Origin of the sequence: Lentimicrobium saccharophilum, from assembly GCF_001192835.1 — a bacterium.
Classification (GTDB): domain Bacteria; phylum Bacteroidota; class Bacteroidia; order Bacteroidales; family Lentimicrobiaceae; genus Lentimicrobium; species Lentimicrobium saccharophilum.
Map to the genome: position 1 here is coordinate 2,222,870 of NZ_DF968182.1, position 22,662 is coordinate 2,245,531.

13 protein-coding genes and 1 pseudogene are annotated in these 22,662 nt (G+C 48.9%); 5 read left to right on the top strand and 9 right to left on the bottom strand.

Going from position 1 to position 22,662, the window contains the following annotated elements; all coding sequences use genetic code 11:
- Positions 1–131: 131 nt before the first annotated feature.
- The 3 genes from TBC1_RS08595 to xseA form a co-directional block, all read right to left on the bottom strand.
- Complete coding sequence (locus tag TBC1_RS08595; protein WP_062040872.1) at positions 132–2,285, bottom strand: cation:proton antiporter domain-containing protein; 2,154 nt, start codon at positions 2,283–2,285, stop codon at positions 132–134.
- Between the two features lie 68 nt (positions 2,286–2,353).
- Positions 2,354–2,563: an exodeoxyribonuclease VII small subunit gene (xseB, locus tag TBC1_RS08600; RefSeq protein ID WP_062040875.1), complete on the bottom strand. Its 210-nt coding sequence runs from the start codon at positions 2,561–2,563 to the stop codon at positions 2,354–2,356.
- Complete coding sequence (xseA, locus tag TBC1_RS08605) at positions 2,560–3,969, bottom strand: exodeoxyribonuclease VII large subunit (protein WP_062040878.1); 1,410 nt, start codon at positions 3,967–3,969, stop codon at positions 2,560–2,562. Before xseA ends, xseB begins: the two co-directional genes overlap by 4 nt.
- A gap of 325 nt (positions 3,970–4,294) precedes the next feature.
- Between xseA and TBC1_RS08615 the strand changes: the two genes are divergently transcribed.
- Together TBC1_RS08615 and ppk1 are read left to right on the top strand one after the other, a co-directional pair.
- Positions 4,295–4,798, top strand: coding sequence for a SixA phosphatase family protein (locus TBC1_RS08615; RefSeq protein ID WP_062040883.1), 504 nt, complete (start codon positions 4,295–4,297; stop codon positions 4,796–4,798).
- 50 nt (positions 4,799–4,848) lie between these two features.
- Positions 4,849–6,912, top strand: a pseudogene (gene ppk1 / locus TBC1_RS08620) (polyphosphate kinase 1); the annotation flags it as partial.
- Positions 6,913–6,974: 62 nt separating this feature from the next.
- On the opposite strand, the gene gap reads toward ppk1, so the two are convergent.
- Positions 6,975–7,985, bottom strand: coding sequence for a type I glyceraldehyde-3-phosphate dehydrogenase (gap, locus tag TBC1_RS08625; protein WP_062040889.1), 1,011 nt, complete (start codon positions 7,983–7,985; stop codon positions 6,975–6,977).
- Between the two features lie 87 nt (positions 7,986–8,072).
- Positions 8,073–11,477, bottom strand: a complete 3,405-nt coding sequence (locus TBC1_RS08630) for a choice-of-anchor L domain-containing protein (protein ID WP_062040892.1) — start codon at positions 11,475–11,477, stop codon at positions 8,073–8,075.
- 310 nt (positions 11,478–11,787) lie between these two features.
- Here TBC1_RS08630 and TBC1_RS08635 point away from each other — a divergent pair, with 310 nt between their 5' ends.
- Positions 11,788–13,149, top strand: coding sequence for a dipeptidase (locus tag TBC1_RS08635; RefSeq protein WP_062040895.1), 1,362 nt, complete (start codon positions 11,788–11,790; stop codon positions 13,147–13,149).
- Positions 13,150–13,316: 167 nt separating this feature from the next.
- Here TBC1_RS08635 and TBC1_RS17425 read toward each other — a convergent pair whose 3' ends face one another.
- Together TBC1_RS17425 and TBC1_RS08645 are read right to left on the bottom strand one after the other, a co-directional pair.
- On the bottom strand, positions 13,317–14,237 hold the full coding sequence (locus TBC1_RS17425) for a GDSL-type esterase/lipase family protein (protein ID WP_082189535.1): 921 nt from the start codon (positions 14,235–14,237) through the stop codon (positions 13,317–13,319).
- A 276-nt stretch (positions 14,238–14,513) separates the two neighbouring features.
- On the bottom strand, positions 14,514–16,241 hold the full coding sequence (locus TBC1_RS08645; protein WP_137305549.1) for an FG-GAP-like repeat-containing protein: 1,728 nt from the start codon (positions 16,239–16,241) through the stop codon (positions 14,514–14,516).
- Between the two features lie 259 nt (positions 16,242–16,500).
- Between TBC1_RS08645 and TBC1_RS08650 the strand changes: the two genes are divergently transcribed.
- Positions 16,501–17,295 (top strand): methyltransferase domain-containing protein, encoded by a 795-nt coding sequence (locus tag TBC1_RS08650; RefSeq protein ID WP_062040901.1) that lies wholly within the window; start codon positions 16,501–16,503, stop codon positions 17,293–17,295.
- A 240-nt stretch (positions 17,296–17,535) separates the two neighbouring features.
- On the opposite strand, the gene TBC1_RS08655 is transcribed toward TBC1_RS08650, so the two are convergent.
- Together TBC1_RS08655 and tilS are read right to left on the bottom strand one after the other, a co-directional pair.
- Positions 17,536–19,626: a protein-disulfide reductase DsbD family protein gene (locus tag TBC1_RS08655; protein ID WP_062040904.1), complete on the bottom strand. Its 2,091-nt coding sequence runs from the start codon at positions 19,624–19,626 to the stop codon at positions 17,536–17,538.
- Positions 19,627–19,654: 28 nt separating this feature from the next.
- The gene (gene tilS / locus TBC1_RS08660; RefSeq protein ID WP_062040907.1) at positions 19,655–20,989 is read right to left on the bottom strand and encodes a tRNA lysidine(34) synthetase TilS; all 1,335 of its coding nucleotides are present in this window, start codon (positions 20,987–20,989) and stop codon (positions 19,655–19,657) included.
- 348 nt (positions 20,990–21,337) lie between these two features.
- On the opposite strand from tilS, the gene TBC1_RS08665 reads away from it, so the two are divergent.
- Positions 21,338–22,660 (top strand): alpha/beta hydrolase-fold protein, encoded by a 1,323-nt coding sequence (locus tag TBC1_RS08665; RefSeq protein ID WP_062040910.1) that lies wholly within the window; start codon positions 21,338–21,340, stop codon positions 22,658–22,660.
- The last annotated feature ends 2 nt before the right edge of the window (positions 22,661–22,662 follow it).

Below are 22,662 nucleotides of genomic sequence, written 5' to 3' on the forward strand. Positions count from 1 at the left end.
GAAAGTTTTTATAATATCAAACCGCCATTGACTTCACGGGCAGAAATATAAAGTAAATATAACGAATATTTCAATAACAACAGCACACCAGGTTGAAAAGAATGTCCGGTCATTCAACACTCGGGAGAGAATCAGCTTTTTCTGCCCAGCAGCAACACAGAGGCTTTACCGTCAATCCAGGCGGCTCCGGCATCCCGTTGATCACGGTAGCAATCGGGGGTGGAAATAATCAGGTCGTAAGCTGAGAAATCATCTGTAATATCAGAAAGGAAAACCTCCCTTAAAGCCTTGATTTCACGGCCCTTTACCGGAACGGCAGGAGGAAGTATACAGGCTGAATCAATCGTGCTCTGCGGATTAAACCTTGCCACCAGTTCATAGAGCCAGGCTTCGCTGCCTGACTCGGTGATGATAAGCACCTTTTCAGGTTTCACAAAACCCTTGTCGATGAACAGGCCTACGTTACAGCGCGCGTTATCAAAGAAATAGCGTGCTTTTCCGCCGGTTTCATCATGGCTCAGCAAGGGTCTTGAGCTTCCAACGATAAGGAGATCGAACTTTCCCCGCCTTGCCGTTTTAACAATCTCCTGGGAAACATTTTCCGCAGTCCGGTAAATGGTTTTGACATCAATGCCGTTTTCGGCGGCAACTTCATGCACCTTCCTGAAAGCTTCCTCTTCAAAGAGTTTCGCATTTTTCATGGAAATCTCCGTATTCGGGGTCAGGTGCAGTGCGGTAATTTTCAGGTTATTGCGTGATCTGTTGAACAGATTGCCCGCCAGTGAACTCAACCGGCCTCCCGCTTCGGGCGGGCCAAAGGCAATCAATACCCTGAACACCGGCTTCCCGGTGTAGTCAGTATCGGTTGATGGATAAAAATAATAAATCAGCGCCATGGCCGGGCCTGTCATAAAGGTTGTAACAAGGGCCATCAGAACCAGAATTGTAAAGATCTCGGGTGATAACACGCCGATATCATAACCTATATTCAGTGCTACCAGTTCGATCAATCCGCGGGTATTCATCAGTGCGCCGAGCAACAAGCTGTCTTTCCATGATTGACCGGTCATCCGGGAAGCCAACGCGGTGCCGGCAAACTTTCCGGCAACGCCCACGGCAACCACCAGCAATGCCGTCAGCCAAAGACCGGGTTCATTCAGCAGTCCGATTTCCGTGCGCAAACCGGTATAGACAAAGAACAGGGGCAGCAAGAGCACAAGGCTCACATCTTCCAGCTTTTCCGCCATTATCTGCTTGAACCGCACATTATCAGGGATGATTACCCCGGCCATAAACGCACCGAAAAGGGCATGGATCCCTATCACTTCTGTGATATATGATGAAACAAGCATGATACTGAGTACAATGGCGACCACCATTTTGCTGATGGTTTCACGTACCGTGTATTTCCGGGCCACTTTGCCAAGCAGGGGCCTGACAATCAGAAGCATGACCAGGACATACACAAGAGAAAGAAAAATTGTCAACAGGGCTCCGCTGATGGCGCTTGCATTGGCGATAGCTACCACAAGGGCCAGTATTCCCCAGGCCGTAATATCATTGACCGCAGCACAGGTAATGGCGGTGATCCCGAGGGGAGTCCGCGTCATTCCCCTTTCCTGAACAATGCGGGCAAGCACCGGGAAAGCGGTAATACTCATCGCTATACCCATAAACAGGGCAAATGGCACATAGCGGCCACCCGGCAGTGAGAACTTCTCAAAAAGGAAATATGACAAACCCACACCCAGCACAAAAGGCACCACGATACTGGCATTGCTGATAAATACCGCCGCTCCGGCCCGCTGTTTCAGCACACCGATATCGAGTTCCATACCGATGATAAACATGAAAAGGATCAACCCGATCTGACTCAGAAACTGGAGGTTACCGATGGAGGTTTCGGGAAACAGAAAAATGGTTGCTTCAGGGAAATACAATCCGAGCAGGGACGGTCCTAGCATAATTCCGGCAAGGATCTCCCCGATTACCGTGGGCTGTCTGATCAAAGACATGATCCAGCCGAGCATTCTGGATGCAAGGATAATAACCAATATCTGAAGAATCAGTATAGAGAGCGGATGGTGTAAACTGATCACATCGGCCAGGTTGAATACTCCGCTGTGCCCGTTTGCAGCATTTCCTTGCGGGGCAGAGCCGGGGATGGCTGTCTCCAGCATCTTTCCTGCATCCAGGATAAACCATAGCACTACAGCCACCACTGAAATCATGGCAAGATTAAAAAATGCGCTGAACTTACCGGAACTTCCGCCAATTCCTTTCATTGTGTCAACAGAAAATATTTAGAAAAAACTCTCTTTAATAAAAGGCCCGGTAATCAATACCCCTGCTGCTACTCAGCACTTTCATCCTCAATGCTTTTCAGAATTGAATTCACCTCCTTCTCGGTGGAGGTCAGTTTATTGCGGCAAAACCGGATCAATTCCGCCGCCCGTTTTACCTTTTCCGATAATTCATCTACCCCTATGGAAGCGTTCTCAATTTCCGAAACGATGGTCTCCAGCTCTGCAATGGCCTGCGCGTATGTGATTGACTTGCTCATATTGATTTTGTTTCGCTTACAACACTGATAAATTTTCCCGTGGCGGATTCCGTTTCCAGTAAATCTCCGGGTTCAGGCATATTTCCCGGTGCAATGCCCCTGCCTTTTAGCCGGGTGATGGTAAATCCCCTTTTCAGCACACCGACCGGATCAAGCAACTGCACCCTGGTATCTGCCGTCCCGATTTCTTTCAACTGATTACTGACAAAATAACGGATGGTAAGTCCCAGCATTTTCTGCTGTTCAAGCAATGTCGCCCTGTGAGTGCCCAGGATCTGCGCAGGCCGCATTGTGAGGCCCGACTCATACCTGCTAAGCGCGATACGGTGGTTAAAAACTGCGACATTGGTAGCTTCCCTGATCACAAGCGCCTGCTGTTCAATAAAATCATTTTCTTCGCGAAGAGTTTCCTTTACCATATTGAACAAAGAATCCGACAATGCAGTAAAACAGGTCGCATTAGTTTCCAGTACCAGCTTAACAGCCGGCTGCAATATTTGTTCTGCCGTTTTTATCCTGTCGCTGAATGAGCGGAAACAGCCGGTAAGAAAGTGCGCCACATCGGTAGGGGTTATTTTATTGATTCCGGCCACCATTTCCACCACGGTTTCATTGGTCGAATGCCCGATCCCCGTGATGACCGGGAGCGGGAAGCAGGCGACATCACGGGCCAGCAGGTAATTGTCATAACAGGCCATCCCTATTTCATCTCCGCCACCCCTGATGATGAGCACGGCATCAAACTGCTCCTGGTTTTCGCGTATAATTCCCAGTTGTTTCCGGATCGAATCCACGGCGCCGTCGCCCTGAAGCAAGGCATGAAACAGACGGGTATTGAACCGGTACCCCCAGGGATTATTCTCCAGGGTGATCATCAGATCGCTGTATCCTTTGCTGGTTTGCGCAGAGATGACCGCCAGCCGCTTTGGCAGCAACGGGAGTTCCAGCAGACGGTTACTGTTAAAGATACCTTCCTTCTTCAGTCTTGAAATGGTTTCCATCTTTTCGCGGGCCAGCTCACCCAGCGTATACAGTGGCTCAATATCAATGATCTGAAGGGAAAGTCCATATTCTGACGTGAATTTTACATAGGCCAGAAACATAATGCTGATTCCTTCCCTGAAAGGCTCGCGGGTAACTTCCTCAAATTTCCGGGTAATTTCAAACAACTCGTCGCGCCAGATCACCCCCCTCAGCTGGGCCTTAATTTTCCCTTCCTGGCGTTCTACCAGATCAGGATAGCAATGACCACTCTGGGGATAGTGATTCAGTTTTGACAACTCGGCCCTGATCCAGTAAGGGGAGGCATAATATTTACTGAACATCCGTTCGATGCTCGCGGTAATCTCCGAAAGGGAAAATACCCGTTTCCCCTCTTGACCGATGCTGGCAGGATCTGATACCAAGTCGTGTTTCCGGTTGAATAAAGACAAACAAATTTAAGAAATAATCCCATGCATGAACCTTCGGTTGCCAACGGGAAGCGAGGCAACCTGTCAGGTTTATTTCCGTTGGTCAGGAAATACGGGCATGCCACGCTGCCGCAACCGCATTATGCATCGCTTGCTGACCTGCGTAAGGATCAGCACAACAAAATGCTTAAAAAAACATCCTGGCCCGAGACTTTCATATTATTAAATTGTTAAATGATTTCAGGAGTTGAAATGACTTTGTTCAAGTACGTAATTTTGATATGATCAAGCATTTTCAAATCTTTAAATAATATTCATTATGAAAACGCTGACCCTGATGCGGCATGCCAAATCATCATGGAAAGATGCCGTTCAAAGTGATCTGGAAAGGCCCTTACTTGAAAAAGGGTTGAAACGCACCCGTCTGGTCATAGATTTTCTGCAGGGAATAGATTTCAATCCTGAGATGATACTTACCAGTCATGCGGTGAGGGCAATGGAAACAGCCAGAATAATGGCACACGCGTTTAATGTTCCAGATGAAAATCTCAGGATAGAAAAAAACATATATACTGCATCGGCGGAAGAGTACTTCGACCAGTTTTTTGATATCCCCCGTCAGGTATCCCATGTCCTGCTGGTAGGCCATAATCCGGCAATCACCAATTTTGTCAACCGTTTTCTGCAGCAGAAGCTCGATTACCTGCCAACTTCAGGCATAGTAAGCATATCCTTTGAAACCGGCCAATGGGAGGAATTGGCGCTTGCCAGACACCGGCTGATGTTGATTACTTACCCGAAAATGCTAAAATCTCAGGATTAACTGTGTAACTTTGCGGTAATGCAGCACAACTTCCGGAATCTAAACAATCAAATTACACGCAAATGGCCAAACAATCCGTTTCACTGGTAAACCGCGAAACCAGCTGGCTGGAATTCAACGGGCGTGTACTTCAGGAAGCTGCCGACGAAACCACTCCCCTGATAGAACGCATTAAATTTCTCGGGATATTTTCGAATAACCTGGATGAATTTTACCGGGTGAGGGTGGCCACCCTGAACCGCATGCTGGATTACAACAAACGCAGCGGAGAAAGCCTTAGTTTCAGCCCGCGTAAGGTGCTGAAAGAAATCAACAGGATTGACCGGGAACAACAGAAAGAGTTTTCCGGAATTTTCCGGAATATTGTGCGGAAACTTGCCGAAGAGGGGATCCTGATTGTTACCGAACGGGAAATTACCAGGCCACAGGGGGAATTTGTGAGAAAATACTTCAATCAGTATGTCCGTTCGCAGCTTTTCCCCATTATGCTCAACAACCTGAAATCATCTTCGCTGGTTGATAAATCCATATACCTGGCCATAAGGCTCTCCTCATCAGCCCGGCCCGGCAAATTCCAGCATGCCATCATACGGGTTCCTTCAAAGCCGCTGCCGCGCTTTGTATTATTGCCATCCCCGGATGAGCGCAAATTTATCATCCTGCTCGATGATGTGATCCGGTACTGTCTGGATGAGATTTTTTCAATCTTCGGTTATGACACTTTCAAAGCCTATACGTTCAAGTTTACCCGGGATGCGGAACTGGACATCGACAACGATGTGTCGAAAAGTTTCCTCGAAATAATGAGCGAAAGTCTGAAACAACGAAGGCTGGGCGCCCCCGTGCGGTTTATCCATGACAAAACCATGCCGGCCGACCTGCTGGATATCCTGAAGCACAAACTGGAAATCAGTGAAACGGACACCTTATCGAAAAGCGGACGATACCATAATTTTAAAGATTTTATGTCATTCCCCGATATTGGCCGTTCCGACCTGTTGTATGCCCCCGTTCCTCCGCTTGAACACAGGAGGCTTCCCAGGCAGGAAAGCATCCTGAACGTCATCCGCGATCAGGATATCCTGCTTCATTATCCGTATCAGTCTTTTCATTATATCATCGACCTTTTGCGCGAAGCTTCCATCGATCCGGGGGTGAAAGCCATCAAGATGACCCTTTACCGTGTGGCAAAGGATTCAAGTGTAGTGAATGCGCTGATCAATGCAGCGCGTAACGGAAAATCAGTCACTGTTTTCATGGAGTTGCAGGCACGCTTCGATGAGGAGGCAAACATATACTGGGCCGGTAAAATGCAGGAAGAAGGCGTAAAACTGATACAGGGTATCCCGGGTTTTAAGGTACATAGCAAATTACTGCTGATCAGGCGGAAAGAGGGCGAAAAGAATGTTTACTATGCCAATGTCGGCACAGGCAACTTCAATGAAGAAACAGCCAGGGTATATGCCGACGACAGCCTGCTGACCGCCGATCCACAGGTGACTGCCGATGTGAACGCTGTATTTCACCTGTTCGAGAGCAAATACAACCCACCTAAATTTAAAAGCCTGATTGTCGCCCCGTTTCATATGCGCAATTTCTTTACCCGCATGATCAACAGTGAAATCAGAAATGCAAAAAACGGGATGGAAGCCTGGTGCATCATCAAATTAAACAACCTGGTGGACGACAAAATGGTGAAAAAGCTTTACCAGGCGGGCAAAGCCGGGGTTAAAGTCAGGATCATCTGCCGGGGGACCTGCACCCTTGTTCCGGGAATAAAAGGACTCAGCGAAAACATAGAGGTCATCAGCATCGTCGACCGCTTTCTGGAGCACAGCAGGGTGTTTGTCTTCCACAACGGCGGTGATGAAAAATACTATATTTCTTCCGCCGACTGGATGGTCCGCAATCTTGACAACCGCATCGAAGTAGCCTGCCCCGTAAACGATGCAGGACTCAGGCAGGAACTTAAAACCATGCTGCTGATTCAGCTGAAAGACAACACCAAAGCCAGGATCGTGAACCATCCTGATATCAATCCCTATAAGGATGCAGGTAAAACGCCCAGGATCAGGTCGCAGCAGGAAATATACAATTACCTGAAAGGGATTTAGCTTATGCAAGGACAGCGTTGCGCAGCTGCCCGGATCCTTCCTTCTCCTGACCGCCTGACCTTTTAAACGAACTTTTCAACCAGATCGGCAAGGCGGTGGGCATAACCGCTTTCATTGTCGTACCAGGCTACGATTTTCACCAGTTTGTTTTTATCGCCCAGCACGGCGGTAAGCCCGGCGTCGAAAATGGCCGAGTGTGGGTTTCCGAGAATATCCACCGAAACAATGGGATCCTCGGTATATTGCAGGATTCCTTTCAGGTAACCGTTGGCTGCATCCCTGAAAGCGGCGTTGATCTCTTCGATACTGGTAGAATGGCGCAGGGTGCAGGTAAGGTCGGTCAGCGAGCCGTCAGGCACCGGAACGCGTATACCGGCGCCGCCCAGGTTCTTCTTCAGATGGGGGAAGATTCTGGTGGCGGCTTTGGCAGCACCTGTAGTGGTAGGGATAATGCTGTAAGCCGCTGCCCTGGCCCGCCTGAGATCGGCATGGGGTGCATCGATCAGGTTCTGGTCGCGCGTATAGGAATGCACGGTGGTGATAAATCCCTTTTCCACTCCCCAGAGGTCGTCAAGCACCTTGATCATGGGCGCCACGCAATTGGTGGTGCACGACGCGTTGGAGATGATCACATCACTTTTCTCAATAATATGGTCGTTGATGCCCAGCACCACATACTTAACATCTTCATGGTCAGCTTTGGCCGGGGCCGAAATGATCACCTTGCGTGACCCGGCTTCCACATGCTTGATGGCAGCAGCCCTGTCGGTGAACTTCCCGGTTGATTCAATCACCACATCTATTCCCAGCTTGCCCCAGTTTACTCCTCCTGGTTCCGGTTCCGAAAAAACCAGTACCTTCCGGCGGTTGATCAAAAGGTAATCCGGACCGGCAACCACCGTGCCCGGGAAATTGCCATGCACCGAATCATACCTGAGCAGATGGGCAAGGGTAGAAGGATCGGTCAGGTCATTGATGGCAACAACCTGAATATTCTTTTTACTGAGTAAAGCGCGGAAAGTGATGCGTCCGATGCGGCCAAATCCGTTGATGGCCAACCTGATTTTAGTCATAACAAGTGCTGGTTAATTCGCGCCAAAGGTAGAAAAAACCGGCTATTGTAACCAGATTAAAAGGAAGGAATAAGGCAAGCCTGAACCTTAGCGGACGATCACAATACTGCCGGTATATTCACTTACCTCATCATTTTCATCCTTGAAGAAAATACGGTAAACATAAAGCCCTTTGGCGGCTTCGTTTCCTTCAGCAGTGCCATCCCAGCTGTCACTGATGTTATCTGAAGTGAAAACCAATGCTCCCCAGCGATTGTAAATATTGATCCTGAATTCTTTAACACCGTTTCCCGTGACCCGGAACTCATCGTTGCGTCCGTCGCCGTTAGGAGTAAATGCTGTAGGAATCTTCAGGGCATACCTTGGACTGATGTAGATCGTTTTCTCAAACACATCGGTACATCCGTAAAGGTTTTCCACGGTCAGCACCGTCTGGTAATAGCCCGAATCGGAATAAATATGGGTAAACACAGAATCCGTAACAAATGTTCCGTCGCCGAGGTCCCAGAGATAATTCAGGTCACTGCCGGATGAAGTGCTGCTGAAACTGATGATCGGATTCTTCATACTTGCGAAGGGCGGCGAATTTTCGAATCCTGCTTCCGGCAAAGGCCATACTTCAACAAGGCCGGAAGAAACGGCCTGGTCAATACAACCGCCGGGATTGGTCACGGTAAGGGTTACATCATAAATCCCGCTCTGCTCAAAAGAACGGCTCACTGAAACTCCGGCATCAGTGCCGGCACTTCCGAAGTCCCATGTAAAAGTGGTTCCACCTGTTGTTCCCGTTGAAGTCGAAGTAAACTCCGCTTCCAGCGGCTGGCATCCCGAGGTGATTCCGTATGAGAATGCAGCAACCGGCATGGCATTCACTTCAATGGTCTGCGACACCATTTCACTCACACACGCCTCCTGGGTCACCGTTAATGAGACTGTTTTTGTTCCCGGGCCCGTCCAGCTTATACCAAGCGGACCCTGGCCCATGCCGGATACAGAACCTCCATCAAAATTCCAGTCATAGGCAGCATAATCCAGGGCGTTTCCCGTATAAGTAATCACCACCTCATCACCCTCACAAACAGCTGGTTGCGATATGATAAAATCAGCAAACATTCTTTCCTTCACCTGAACGATAACCTCTGCCGTGTTGGTGCATCCATTGGCATCGGTACCCGTTACGGTATATGTTGTGGTCTCCAGCGGGAGCGCGAAGGGGTTGGCAGACAAAGGATCGCTCAGGCTGAGGTCTCCGGGCGATGCTGTCCATTCATAGCTGACCGCACCTGCGGCTGTAAGGTTCACCAATTCATCAGGGCAGATAGCCGGTACCGAAGCGAGGGCTGTTACCAGAGGCAGGGGATTTACATTTACCGTTACCTCGTCGGTTGCTTCACAGCCATCATCCACTGTCAGTGTATAGGTGGTCGTGGTTAAAGGAGAAACCTGAACTACCTGACCGGTATAGGTATTGGTGCCGTCGGTCCAGCGGAAGATTCCGCTGCCGGTTGATGAAGATCCTGAAAGTTCGGCGAAATCCCCGGCGCAGATCACCGGATCGGTACCGGCATCGGCGGTAAGCTGAAATACATCAATAAAGGTACAATCGCTCACTGTATTACCGCAGTTATCGGTAACATCCACACAATACTGTCGTGATGTGGCAGGAGAAACTGTGATAATCCTCCCGTTGTAAGTCTGTCCGCTCTCCATATCAGTCCAAACCCATGTGCCGTTGGGGGTATCGTTGGCAGTGAGTTCCACCGACTGTCCGACACAGATGCCTTCATATTCACCGGCCTCGGCAAAGGGCTGACCCACTGTTACCAGAATCTCCGTATAATCGGTATTTCCGCAATCATCTGAAGCAGTCACAGAATAAACCGTATTTACGGTGGGCGCAACATTAATGGTCGGAGTGGTTTCGCCCGTACTCCACAACCAGCTGGTACCACCTTCAACCGTCAGATCAATGTCATCATAAAGGCAGATATTAATTTCATCGCCCTGACTGATGACGGCGACCGGTCCCCGCACTTCCACGGGAATTACCGCTTCAACGGAATTTCCGCATACATCGGTTACCTCTACTATATAATCCGTACTAACAAGTGGGAATACCTCTATAATATCTGTCGTATCGGCAGGATTTCCGCTGTTCCACAAGTAATCCCAGGGCTCTATGCCACCGTTGGCTCCGGCCCTTATAAAGACCGACTGCCCGCATTCTATGGATTGCGGGTTGCTGGGCAGCAGCTCAAACTGCGGATAATCCTTGATCCAGATCAGTGCCGTATCGGGAATGTATTCACAAAATGAAGTGTTGTAAATAATTTCAACCACTTTGGTGGGTTCCGGCAGATCGTCAACAATGGGTATAATATCCACAAACACTTCCTGCTGTCCGGTCGGGATAATTACACTGTCAGGGATCTGCTCATAATCAACCCCATTCAGGGCCGTACCTCCCAAATCATAGTGAATGATGAACGGCTCCGACCTTACATTGTCAATCCTGAAACGCAGGGACGCTGTATTGCAATTCTCCACGGCCGTATCTACCACGGCATGCGTAAAGGTAAGCGAGGATTGCACCCCTACACTGCTGAAACTGTTGGCTTCGAGAAATACCCCGGAATCATAACTGCGGTCACTGATGTCAGCCACCGACAATTTGATATGATAGGTCTGGCAGGGAATTACATTTGCCCTTGCCACCAGCACGGTGGTAAATCCGTCATACTGAATATACTTGTCAACCGCCGGATTATTGCCGATGCCGTTGTTTACATAATACTGGCAGTATTCGCAGGGCCCGTTGTTGGATGTTCCGTTGTTGATGTTGTTGATGGACACATATACCGGAGGGCTGGTAAGTTCAGGAAGAATGGCAATATTCTTGGCCCCGTCGGGAAATCCGGGAGGAGCCGGGTACGGGCCGGCGATACCGGGTCCGCTGATGAAAAAACCAAAAACATCGTTGTAACTTGAATTCGCATATTCCGGGTACTCTTCGGAGGCAAAAACATATTTGAATTCGACCAGGCTTGACTGCGGAACAAAATCGAATTCCAGCACACAGGCATCCAATGTATTGCTGCCGGAAAGCTGATTCAGCGCAACATCGCCGGGCGATCCGGAATCAAAGGATTTTGAACCAGAGTTATTGGGACCTTTGGAGTTCTGTGCACGGCCGGATGTCAGCAATACTCCTGCATCCACCCCGATGTTTGATTCACCGAAAAACCGCCCCCTGGATAAATCATTCCCGGTGTAGGTAATGTTGGATGTTTCAACACCTTCACCAATAAGATACTGCTGCACCAGGGTTACGGGATCAACGCCTTCAACAACAGTGTATTCCGGTAATATCTGCGCTTCGGAATTATTGAACAAAAGAAAAGCAAAGAGAAAAAAAACAGGCAACCTGAACACCCGGCAGGAAAAACCACGACAAGTCAATGGCATCAAATAAAAATAATAATTTCTTTTCATCTCACCTGGCTGGATTTTAAGAAACAGAAAGCGGGCAAACCACAACCTTCTCAGGCTGTATCACTTGAAGAAATAAAAGGCTGTTTTATCCCCGGCAGGTGACAAATATAAAAATTATTATAAAGTAAAATACAAATCCTGTCCGGGTTTCAGTCTTTACCCGGAACAAAATTTTCATATTGCTGATTTACAGTCAAATAAAATCATTCTGATAAATTATTTATAAATCATTAACAAATTGAATCCGCCGGTTAAGGCTGTATTTCCTATCTTTATCCCATTGAAAATTAACCAATCATCATTATAAATAATGGAAAAATTAAACACTTACCTTGAATCCAACAAACAACGTTTTCTGGATGAATTGTTCGGACTGATCCGCATTCCTTCAATAAGTTCAATTTCCGACCACAAGCCCGATATGCTGAAGGCTGCTGAATACTGGAAAAACACCATTCTGAAGTCCGGCGCCGACAAGGCCGAGATCATTCCTACCGCCGGCAACCCGGTGGTTTATGGTGAAAAGATCATCGATCCATCAAAACCCACTGTGCTGGTTTACGGACATTACGATGTAATGCCGGTTGACCCGCTTGACCTTTGGAAAAGCCCGCCTTTCGAGCCGGAAATCCGCGACGGTAAGATTTATGCCCGCGGGGCCGATGATGACAAAGGCCAGGCATTTATGCATGCCAAAGCATTCGAAAGCATGGTCAGCACCGGAACCTTGCCCTGCAATGTAAAATTCATGATCGAAGGCGAAGAGGAGATCGGCTCCCCGAACCTTGAGAAATTCTGCAGCGATCACAAGGAGATGCTTAAAGCCGACATCATCCTGGTATCTGATACCGGCATGATCGCGCAGGATATTCCTTCCATCACCGTTGGTCTGCGTGGACTGGCCTACCTCGAAGTTGAGGTAACCGGGCCAAACCGCGACCTGCATTCCGGATTGTTCGGGGGCGCTGTAGCCAACCCGATCAACATTCTCTCAAAGATGATCGCTTCGCTGACGGACGAAAACCACCACATCACCATCCCGGGATTCTACGACAAAGTGCTTGAACTTACGGCTGAAGAGCGCGCTGAAATGGCCAAAGCTCCGTTCAACCTTGAAGAATACAAGAAAGCCATCGACATCGCTGAAGTTTGCGGCGAAAAGGGCTACTCCACCATGGAGCGCACAGGCATCCGGCCAACCCTTGATGTTTGCGGCATCTGGGGCGGATACACCGGAGAAGGCGCCAAGACCGTACTGCCGTCGAAAGCCACGGCCAAAATATCCATGCGTCTGGTTCCGCACCAGGATCATGAAGAAATCTCGAAACTTTTCGAAGAACACTTTTTAAAAATCGCCCCTCCTTACGTAAAAGTAAAAGTTACCAACCTGCACGGCGGACAGGGTTATGTATCGCCCACCGATACAAAAGCCTATCAGGCTGCCAGCAAAGCCTATGAAACCACCTTCGGCAAAAAGCCGGTGCCTGTCCGCAGCGGCGGGAGCATCCCCATCATCTCTACGTTTGAACGTGTGCTGGGGATCAAATCCATCCTGATGGGCTTCGGGCTTGAATCGGATGCCATCCATTCACCGAACGAAAATTATCCGCTGTTCAATTTCTACAAGGGAATCGAGACCATCCCCTATTTCTATAAATATTACTGCGAGTAAACAGAAACTGCAATATGACAAAAGCCTTCCCTGATCTCCGGGGGAGGCTTTTTGTTTCAGGGAACTCTGCTAAATTGTGTAACGCTATCGCAATTATCAGAAAACAATTGGCATTCCGGATAAAATGGTTCTGAGGCAGATCCGCTACTGCGATCACCCGGGTCAGGCTAAGGCAGCAGAAACTTTCCCGCAATACGGGAATCCTGTGAACCTGAAAGTCTGAAAAAATAGATACCGGCCGGGAGGTTCAAAAGACTGACAGCGGCCGGGCCCCGGCCCGTCAGCAGTTCACTTAAAACCAGCCTTCCATCGGTCTGATAAATATGAATTTCAGTATCTCCCGTTAAATTGCTTATTGATAATGACTTATTCTCCAACAGCCATTCCGGACCGGAAACCGCAAAAGGCTCTTCAGGGATACTTAATTCCCGCGTTACTTTTTTCATGATTTCATCTACCCACAGGCCGTACATCAGGCCGCTGGGGTGAAGTCCGTCACCTGCAATCAAAGCAGGATTCGACAGGCCATTCCGGCTGATGGGCGTAATGTCAATGTATGTTACTTCAAATAAGCTGCTGATATTCCGGTTTACCTCATTGAATGCGTCTATCTGCTGACTGATGCCCGGATTTCCGTTGCCAAAAGGGGTATAAGCGTAATCGGGAATGGAAAGCACAAAAACCCGTGCGGGGTTGTATCCGGCAAGGGCAATGGCCTGGCTCAGCAGGTCTTCAAACTCAGGGGCATATGCCTGGGGAGTGCCTCCCTGATATTGGTTATTCACCCCGATCAGTAGCGATACCAGGTTAAACCCGTTCAGCGGAAGCTGCTGGTTGATGGCATTTCTCAGGTTGTCGGTTCTCCATCCCGTCTGGGCTATAATGCGCAGTTCACCTGTTTGAAATCCGTTTGCGGACAAAGCATTCATCAGCTGCACCGGCCACCGCTCATTTTCCGGTACACTCTGCCCGATGGTATAAGAATCGCCAAGCGCCAGAAATTTAACCGGCTCCGAAATTTTTATAGTCTGGCCTCTGCTTCCCGAAATAAAAAAGAAAATAACAGATATGAAAAACGCGGTCTTCATTCCTTTTTTGTTTACATAACAAAAACCCGGTAATAATAGTTCAACCAGAAGTGCTTAGCGGATTTTGCAGAAAACAACCCTATACAACCGCACACCAATGCGCGCAAGCATCCTCCTGAGGCCGGTATGCCTCCGTCAGATAACCTCTAATGAGGGCAGAGAAAGTCTTTGAGATAAACCGTGTGAACTATGATCAGAAATCAGCCGGAAAAGATTTCAGACCGGAGTTAATTCAGCTGAAAAAATGCTTTTTCGAAACAAAACAACCGGATTTTGCTATTTCACAAATTTCCGGGACCAATGTTTCCCTCCGGTGATTAATCGGATCACATAAAATCCGGGCTTCAGGCCGTTAACAGACATTTCAATTTGATCTCCGGCAAAATGGCGGGTCTCAATGATTCTTCCATCTGAACCGATCAGGTACGCCTCTCCCCCGCTCTCCGGCAACCGGTTTACCATAATTTTATCATGCTGCAGCACCAATTCAGGCGCTTGCAGGGGTTGTCCGGAGGTATGTGTGCTCAGAACGGCAAAACTACCTTCATCCGAAAATTCCGAACCTTCGTAAGCCTGGTCAATGGCCTGAACCCTGAAGAAATAAGTTCCGGGCAGGAGATTGCGAAATACCATAAAATCGTTTTGTCCGGCATTACCGGAGGCCGTCATGTGGCGGTGGCCGCTGACAGGGTCGGACAGGGGAGAGATTACATCAATATTTCCCGCTGAAGTACCCATCATCACATTATACGTTATGCTGTTTTGCGGGCTTTGCGTGTCGGTGGAACGGGCCCAGCTGATAACCGCATAATCGCCCGACACATAAGTGTAAAGATTACCGGGAACCGAGGGCGGAGTATTGGGCTGAAAACTTCCGGCGATCAGGTCGTTGCGGTAAAACCGGGTGGTATGACCGGTCGAAATCCCCGTCAATACCAGGTCGTAATCCCCGTCGTTATCAAAATCGCCCCAGGCGGAAGCGGCCCTTTCGGCGTAAGCGAGCCCGGCCGGGAATTCATAAAAGCTTCCGGCACCGTTGTTTTCGTAAAGGCGTGTGGCGGCATTGCCGCATCCGGCGTTTTGTCCGGCTATCATTATATCCAGATCCCCGTCATTATCATAATCGATCCAGTCGGCAGGACCAAGTGCCGTACCAACCAGGCCGGCATTGGCGAAACTGAAGGTGTGGTCGCCGTTATTACGGTAAACATACGAAACCGGTGTCAGCGTGGCATCCTTGCCTGTAATCAGGATATCGAGGTTACCGTCGTTGTCGGCGTCGCCCCAGCGGGCATCCCCGCCAACGGCGCCTTCAATCTCTGCTTCAAGACGGGAAAATCCCCCATCCTGGTTGAGGTAAATATAAACTTCACCAACCGATCCGGCATCCCCCGACATCAGCAAGTCAGGATCTCCATCGTTGTCGGAGTCACCCCAGGCCAAAGCCGGGGTGTTCATGCCCATCAGGCCGGCCTCGACAGGGCTGAAGGTGCCATTCCCGTTGTTGGCATACAGGTGGGTCTGCCAGTTGCCCGAAATGACCAGATCAGGATACCCGTCGTTATTGTAATCGGCCCATGCCAGGTCACCACCGGCTCCGGCGTTGTAGAAACCGGCCGGAACCAATACAAATTGCAGATTCCCCGTATTCCGGTAAAGCAGGGTTTTGCTTCCGTCAAAATCAGCACCGGTTATCACCACATCCTGTAACCCGTCAAGATCAAAGTCGGCAACAGCCATAGCGCAGTTCTCAAGGGGCGCAATACCGCTCTCCACCGCCACGAATTGTCCGGCATCGTTGCGGTAAACTGCCGCAAACGGGCTGTAGCTGTTGTCCTGACCGCTGAGTATCAGGTCCAGATCGCTGTCGTTGTCGAAATCGGCAAAGGCGACCGCGCCGCGCCCAATACCGGGCAGGCCGGAGCTGATACTTACAAAGGGCTGAGCATAAGCCTCAGAAATGGCCAGAATCAGAAAAAGAAGTAAAACTGCAGGTTGTTTCATCCGGGTTCCTGTTTTGAGGCTGTGAAAATACAATTATTCAGGAAATTATATGCATATATTTACATAAATAACCGACAAGTTGTTGAGAAGATTCGTATATATAATACTGTTTATCTTATAGTTACATATTTTACTAAAAATCAGGCAGGTTAAAAAATCATCCTATTACAAACAAATAAATGTATTGCATCAATCAAACCAACCGGCAACACGCTTGTTGTTCATAAAATCCGAACATAAAATTTACAGAATATTTATTATGGAAACAGCAATCAACATATCCCCGGAAACTGAAAAGATCACAAGTGCAGCCTGCGGCTGCGGGTCCGGCGGTTGCGGATGTCATTCGGGACCGGCAGAGCTACCTGATACAGATACCGATGTTCCGGCCAGATTTCAGGTAATTCAGCAGGGTGACCGCATCGTGGAGTTCGGGTCGGGCACCGGCAATGATGCAATCATCATGGCCCGCCTCACAGGCATCAGCGGCAAAGTAACCGGCATTGACCACTCGCCCGAAAACATCAGGGCAGCCCAGCGCCTGCTCGATCAATCGGGTGTCAACAATGTGGAATTCAGGTATGGAAACATTGAGGATGCCCCGGTTGCCGATGAAACAGCCGATATTATTTATGCCACCTGCGTGTTCAATCTTCAGCAGAACAGGCAACGTGTCGCTGATGAAATGTACCGCATTGTAAAGCACAATGGGGTTGTTTGCGTTTCAGACTTTGTGATCCTTGAAGAGATCCCCGGGGGGCTGAGACAAGAAGCATCCGCTTATGCCGGATGCATTTCAGGGACGGAAAAAGTGGATATTTTTATGAATTACTTCCGGAAAACCGGATTCACAGAAGGCGGTATTGTGGAAGTGAACAAAGTGCGGCTGCCCGGCGAGATGCTCGCGAAATACCTGAGCCCGGAGGAAATTGATGCGTACAACGATCTCGACAGCGACAAGGGTATTTTCAGTGTGGTACTGGTCGTTGAAAAACCCGAAACCTGCACCCCCGAAACCTGCTGCCATAACCCGGATAAGCATAAAAACAATTAAGCCCCTTTAATGCGGCCGCTCTGTTGACGAGGACCAGCAAATTCAGAAGACCTGACAAGCCGGACTATTCAATTCGCTGGCGCTGGCGTCCCCGCCCGTGCCTGTCCCACCCGCCCACTGTAGCGGGAACTCTGTCTGCATCTTATCAAACACTAAAAAAGATGACCTGACAAGTCGTTTGAAGACTTGTCAGGTCATTATACCTGTTGGCGCGCGTGCCCTGCCCGTGCCTGTCCGCAGCTACTGCCGGGCCTTAAATTCCGTCAGGCCGGCATCAAGAAACGTCAGGAAGTTTTCCACATCGAGATCGTAAGCTTTCGGAGGAACCAGGGTGTTTCCTTTGGTGTCGAGCAGCACATAGTAAGGCTGGGCATTTACATTGAACCGGCTGATCTGGAAATCGGCGTATTTCTTGCCGATGGTTTTCTTTACCTTTCCGTCGTAGGTCGATGTAATCCATTCCGATTCAGGAAGCTGGGTTTTGTCATCCACGTAAAGTGCCACAATGACAAATTCTTCGCGCAGCTTTTTCAGCACCCTGGGATCAGACCATACCCTGGCTTCCATTTCGCGGCAGTTTACACAGCCGTGACCGGTAAAGTCGATGAACACGGGTTTATTCTGCTGTGCGGCACAGGTGAGACCCTGTTCGTAATCGAAATAGCCCTCGAGGCCGTGCGGCAGGTGCAGCAGCTCGCCGTGTTTAGGCTTATCGCAAAGCCCCGTTGGCTTTTCCGATGCCATTCCTCCTCCACCTCCGAACACCTGTACATTGTCCCTGACAATCTTGTTCAGGTCAAAATCGTGGGTGGACTGCGGCGGAAGATAGCCAGACAAAGCCTGAAGCGGCGCACCAAACATTCCCGGAATCATGTAAAGCACAAAGGTAAAAGTGATGATGGCCAGTGAAAGGCGCGGCACGCTGATAAATTTCAGGTCATTATCGTGAGAGAATTTAAGTTTGCCCAGCAAATAGAAGCCCATCAGGGTAAAGATCACAATCCAGAAGGCAAGATAAACTTCGCGGTCGAGGATGCCCCAGTGGTAGGTTTGGTCGGCAATGCTCAGGAACTTAAGGCCAAGGGCGAGTTCGATAAATCCCAGGATTACCTTCACCGAGTTCAGCCATCCGCCGGATTTGGGCATGTTGTTGAGCCAGCGCGGGAAGAAGGCGAACAGGGTAAATGGCAACGCAAAGGCCAGGGAGAATCCCAGCATGCCGATGATGGGCTCAAGCACCTGTCCGCTGGCAGATGCTACCAGGATAGCCCCCACAATGGGACCGGTGCAGGAGAATGAAACCAGCACCAGGGTGAATGCCATAAAGAAAGAACCGATGATCCCGCCCCGGTCGGCCTGTGAATCCGATTTATTGATCAGCCAGCTGGGAAGGGTAATCTCAAACATCCCAAGGAATGAAGCTGCAAAAAACATAAAGATCAGGAAGAACAGGATATTGGGCAGCCAGTGGGTACTGAGGAAGTTGGCAAAGTTGGCCCCCAGCGTAATGGCGACCACCGTTCCTATGACGGTGTAGATCAAAATAATGGAAAATCCGTAAGTCAGTGCCTGAAATTTCGCCTTGACCTTATCCTTTTCTTTCAGGAAGAAAGTCACCGTCATGGGTATCATGGGGAAAACGCAGGGCGTGAGGATGGCGGCAAGACCGGCAATAAAAGAAAAGAAGAAAAGTGCCCATAAGGATGAATGTTCCTCAAGGCCTCCTGCCTCATCCGGATTAATTTCACCGGTATCCTGCGCAGCAGTATCGGCAACGGCAGAGGCAACAACCGTATCAGCAGGCACTAAGGCAGCAGTATCAACGGCAATTACTGCAGGCGCTTCCGTTTTCTTTCCTGCATCCGGATTCCCTTTAACCCTGAATTCAAAATCAACCTCATCCGGCGGCAAACAGCGGCTGTCGTCGCAGCACATAAACTCCAAAAAGCCTTTGATCACAATATCCTTATCGGTCAGCACCTCGATTTTCTGCGTAAAGACCGCTTTGTCGGCAAAATACTTCACCACCATATCAAAATTCTTGTCGAACTCCTCCTTGGCTTTCGGCTCTTTCACTTTTCCGATAACCTTATATCCGGGCCCGGGCTCAAAGGTGAAAGATGTAGGTACCGGCCCGTCGGGCGGAATGTCCTGTGAATAGAGGTGCCACGAAGGCTCAATGGTAGCGGTGAATATCAGCTGTGCTTCGCTGTTGCTGATTTGTTTTGTAGTGAAACTCCACTTAACCGGTTTCAGCACCTGCGGAAATGCAGTAACCGAACTGCCAAGGACAATCAGCAAAAGCAGGAGTAAATTCTGGAATTTTTTCATCGGAAGTTAATTGGTTTAAAGCTGAAAATTAATCAAGTAGCTCAATGCGCAGCACATGTTCTGTACCCGGGTCAATCCTGAACCTGTTGCCGATACGGTGCCCGATCAGCCAGGCAATCTCATTGCCGGATATCAGCAGCCAGGCATTTTCCTTCTCAACGATGGAGAACTTATTATCTATAAAGTAATCGCTGAGCTTTTTATTGTTCGTCATGCCGTAAGGAACAAACGTATCGCCTTCCTTCCATTTTCTCAGCCTCAGCGGCCAATTAATCTTTCCGGCATCCAGCATGGCTACAGCGCCGCTCTTGCTGATGTTGAGATTTTCATCATTCCTTAATACTGAAAATCTGAGCTGGACAGGCTTTTTGATTTCTGTGGTCCCTTCTTCGATCAGCACTTCCCCGGCCGGCTGGCTGCCTGCAGGCCCCGATTCAGTGAGGATCAGCAGTTCCCTGTCTTTCAACAACCTGTGCGTTTGTGAGAAATACTGCTTTCCCGGTATATCCTGCAAACCCCTGACAATTTCATCGGTAACGCTCCGGTTGAAGCCGTAAGGCTGAAGCAGTTCAAACAGATAAACATCCGCAGGGCTTAGTTTCAGCAACTCACTGATTCTGAATGTAATGTTATCGGGATTTTCAACCATTACCCTTTCGCGCACAACCGCCAGATAATTGTCGAGCAACTGCTCCGTTTCGCGCATGCGGTCGATGGTGAATGTAATGGTCTTCCTGAATTCAGGATTGATCTCTCCGAGCAGCGGCATCAGGTCATGCCTGATTTTATTCCTGAGGTATTTGGAAGAGCGGTTCGAACTGTCTTCACGGAAGCCGATGGCTTCATCGCCGGCGAATTCTTCAATCTGCCTCCGGTAGGCGAACATCATCGGATGTACAATACCGCGCCGGTTTGCCAGGATGCCATGCAGACCGCTGATGCCTGTTCCGCGGAGGATATTGATAAAGAACGTTTCAATCTGATCATCAAGGTGATGGGCGGTGGCAACGGTTTTAAACCCCTCTGTGGCCAGCAGTTCATCAAACCACTCGTAACGGAGCGTGCGGGCGGCCATCTGAACAGAGATTTTATTGAACCCTGCATATTCCCTCGTCTTGAAATGTTTCACGAAAAGTTTTACCCCATAACTGTCGGCAATGGAGGCCACAAAACGTTCATCCTGATTCGACTCCGCTCCCCTCAGACCGAAATTGCAATGCGCTATGGCAAAATTATATCCGGCCCTGTGAAACAACTCGGCCATAACCATGGAATCCACCCCGCCGCTAATCGCCAGCAGAACAGGATCACCGGGCTCAAACAGACGGAAATCCGCAATATGTTGTCTGAACTGCTCTATCATGGTGCAAAAATATAAAAAGTGGGGGATAGTAAAAATTTTACAATAGTAATCAGTCACATGCTTTAACATATTTTAGTATTTAAGTCTGACTACTAAAACTGAAATACAACTGTTTCATTTTCAATCCCGATCAACATTTTCTGCCATAGTCAACATTTCTTGACTCAGCCGGAACATGCATAGACCAACCATAGCAACCAACACCCCCATGGTTAGGGTTGCCGGATGCTGATACCCGCGAAATACTGAAATCCGAAAATTAAAATCTCAGGTATGATTTTTTAAACAGATAAGAATAATTTCGATAACTATGATGTATCTTTGATATAAATGACAAATTCCTTCCACATGAAAAAGCAAACCATAATCCTCGCGGTGCTGATTTTTGTGTTCTTTTTTCCCATTTTTTTAAAAGCACAGTTCATCAAGGTTGACACTGAATTTTACAGCAATGCCCTGAAAGAAACCCGTAAAGTCAGCATCTATCTGCCTTATGATTACTTTCAGGAACAGGAGACCCATTACCCGGTCGTTTATTTCCTGCATGGTTGGGGAGGAAACCAGAACGCGCTGGATGATCATCAGATGCTGATGAGTCAGCTGCTGCTAACCGGCCAGATACAACCCATGATCATTGTATGTGCCGACAACGGCTGCCAGCCTTTCGGCACAGGGGTATATGTAAACTCGGTTATTACCGGCAATTTTGAGGATTTCACCATCGAGGATTTAATTCCCTGGATTGAAGAAAATTACAGGGTTATACCGCAGAAGGAAGCGAGGGGGGTGTTCGGTCAGTCGCTTGGCGGCTACGGCGCCTTCAGATTCGGCATCCTGCACAAGGATATGTTCAGGGCCATTTCATCCCATGCCGCACAGGTAAATTACGACCTCTGGATGCCGGCCGTAAGACAGATGCTGATGTTCGAAAACAGCGGCCCTCCCTATTATTATGATTTTTACGGATTTTCAAATGATGTACCGTATGGGCCAAATGGATTTTTCACCCGGAGTCTGTTTCTGGCTTCCAGTGGTTACTCCCCAGACCCCAACTCAAATCAAACCTATATTAATCCGCAGATCATCCAGTTCCCGTTTAATCAATATTGCCAGTTACTGGACTCTGTCTATGACAAATGGGAAGCTTTCAATATTCCCACCATGCTTTCAGGGCTGAGTCCGGCTGACAGCGTCAGCATCCTTTACGGTTGCGGGTTGTATGATGAAACAATGGCCTATTACCCGAACTTTGCACTACAGGATACCCTGGATCACCTCAACCTCTCCTATGAATTCTTCTGGCATAAGGCCGGACACGTGATGCCGGATCCATACTTTGTCAGGTCGCTGGTTTTTATGGATTCCCTCCTGCTTGACTACAGTATTTATACGGAAAGTGACACTCCCGCCCGCGACATGCTCCGGATCGAAGCAATGCCGAATCCGTTTGCGGATTACCTCGATGTTCGTTTTGAGGCGGCCAACGCTCCCGAAGCCTTTATTGAAATCCTTGATCTCAAGGGCTTGGTCGTTCAGCAAATGCGTCAACAATTAAAAGAGACGGGCATTCATCATATCAGGTTAAACACAAATGCCCTGAGCCCCGGCGTTTACTTTATCCGGGTCAGCAGCGGCAGGTGCACCGGTGTAAAAAAAGCAGTCAGATTATAGAC

Bases quoted from the DNA above. Each gene is read 5' to 3' on its own strand.
- TBC1_RS08595 (WP_062040872.1), bottom strand. From the start codon at position 2,285: ATGAAAGGAATTGGCGGAAGTTCCGGTAAGTTCAGCGCATTTTTTAAT.
- xseB (WP_062040875.1), bottom strand. From the start codon at position 2,563: ATGAGCAAGTCAATCACATACGCGCAGGCCATTGCAGAGCTGGAGACC.
- TBC1_RS08615 (WP_062040883.1), top strand. From the start codon at position 4,295: ATGAAAACGCTGACCCTGATGCGGCATGCCAAATCATCATGGAAAGAT.
- gap (WP_062040889.1), bottom strand. From the start codon at position 7,985: ATGACTAAAATCAGGTTGGCCATCAACGGATTTGGCCGCATCGGACGC.
- TBC1_RS08630 (WP_062040892.1), bottom strand. From the start codon at position 11,477: ATGAAAAGAAATTATTATTTTTATTTGATGCCATTGACTTGTCGTGGT.
- TBC1_RS08635 (WP_062040895.1), top strand. From the start codon at position 11,788: ATGGAAAAATTAAACACTTACCTTGAATCCAACAAACAACGTTTTCTG.
- TBC1_RS17425 (WP_082189535.1), bottom strand. From the start codon at position 14,237: ATGAAGACCGCGTTTTTCATATCTGTTATTTTCTTTTTTATTTCGGGA.
- TBC1_RS08645 (WP_137305549.1), bottom strand. From the start codon at position 16,241: ATGAAACAACCTGCAGTTTTACTTCTTTTTCTGATTCTGGCCATTTCT.
- TBC1_RS08650 (WP_062040901.1), top strand. From the start codon at position 16,501: ATGGAAACAGCAATCAACATATCCCCGGAAACTGAAAAGATCACAAGT.
- TBC1_RS08655 (WP_062040904.1), bottom strand. From the start codon at position 19,626: ATGAAAAAATTCCAGAATTTACTCCTGCTTTTGCTGATTGTCCTTGGC.
- tilS (WP_062040907.1), bottom strand. From the start codon at position 20,989: ATGATAGAGCAGTTCAGACAACATATTGCGGATTTCCGTCTGTTTGAG.
- TBC1_RS08665 (WP_062040910.1), top strand. From the start codon at position 21,338: ATGAAAAAGCAAACCATAATCCTCGCGGTGCTGATTTTTGTGTTCTTT.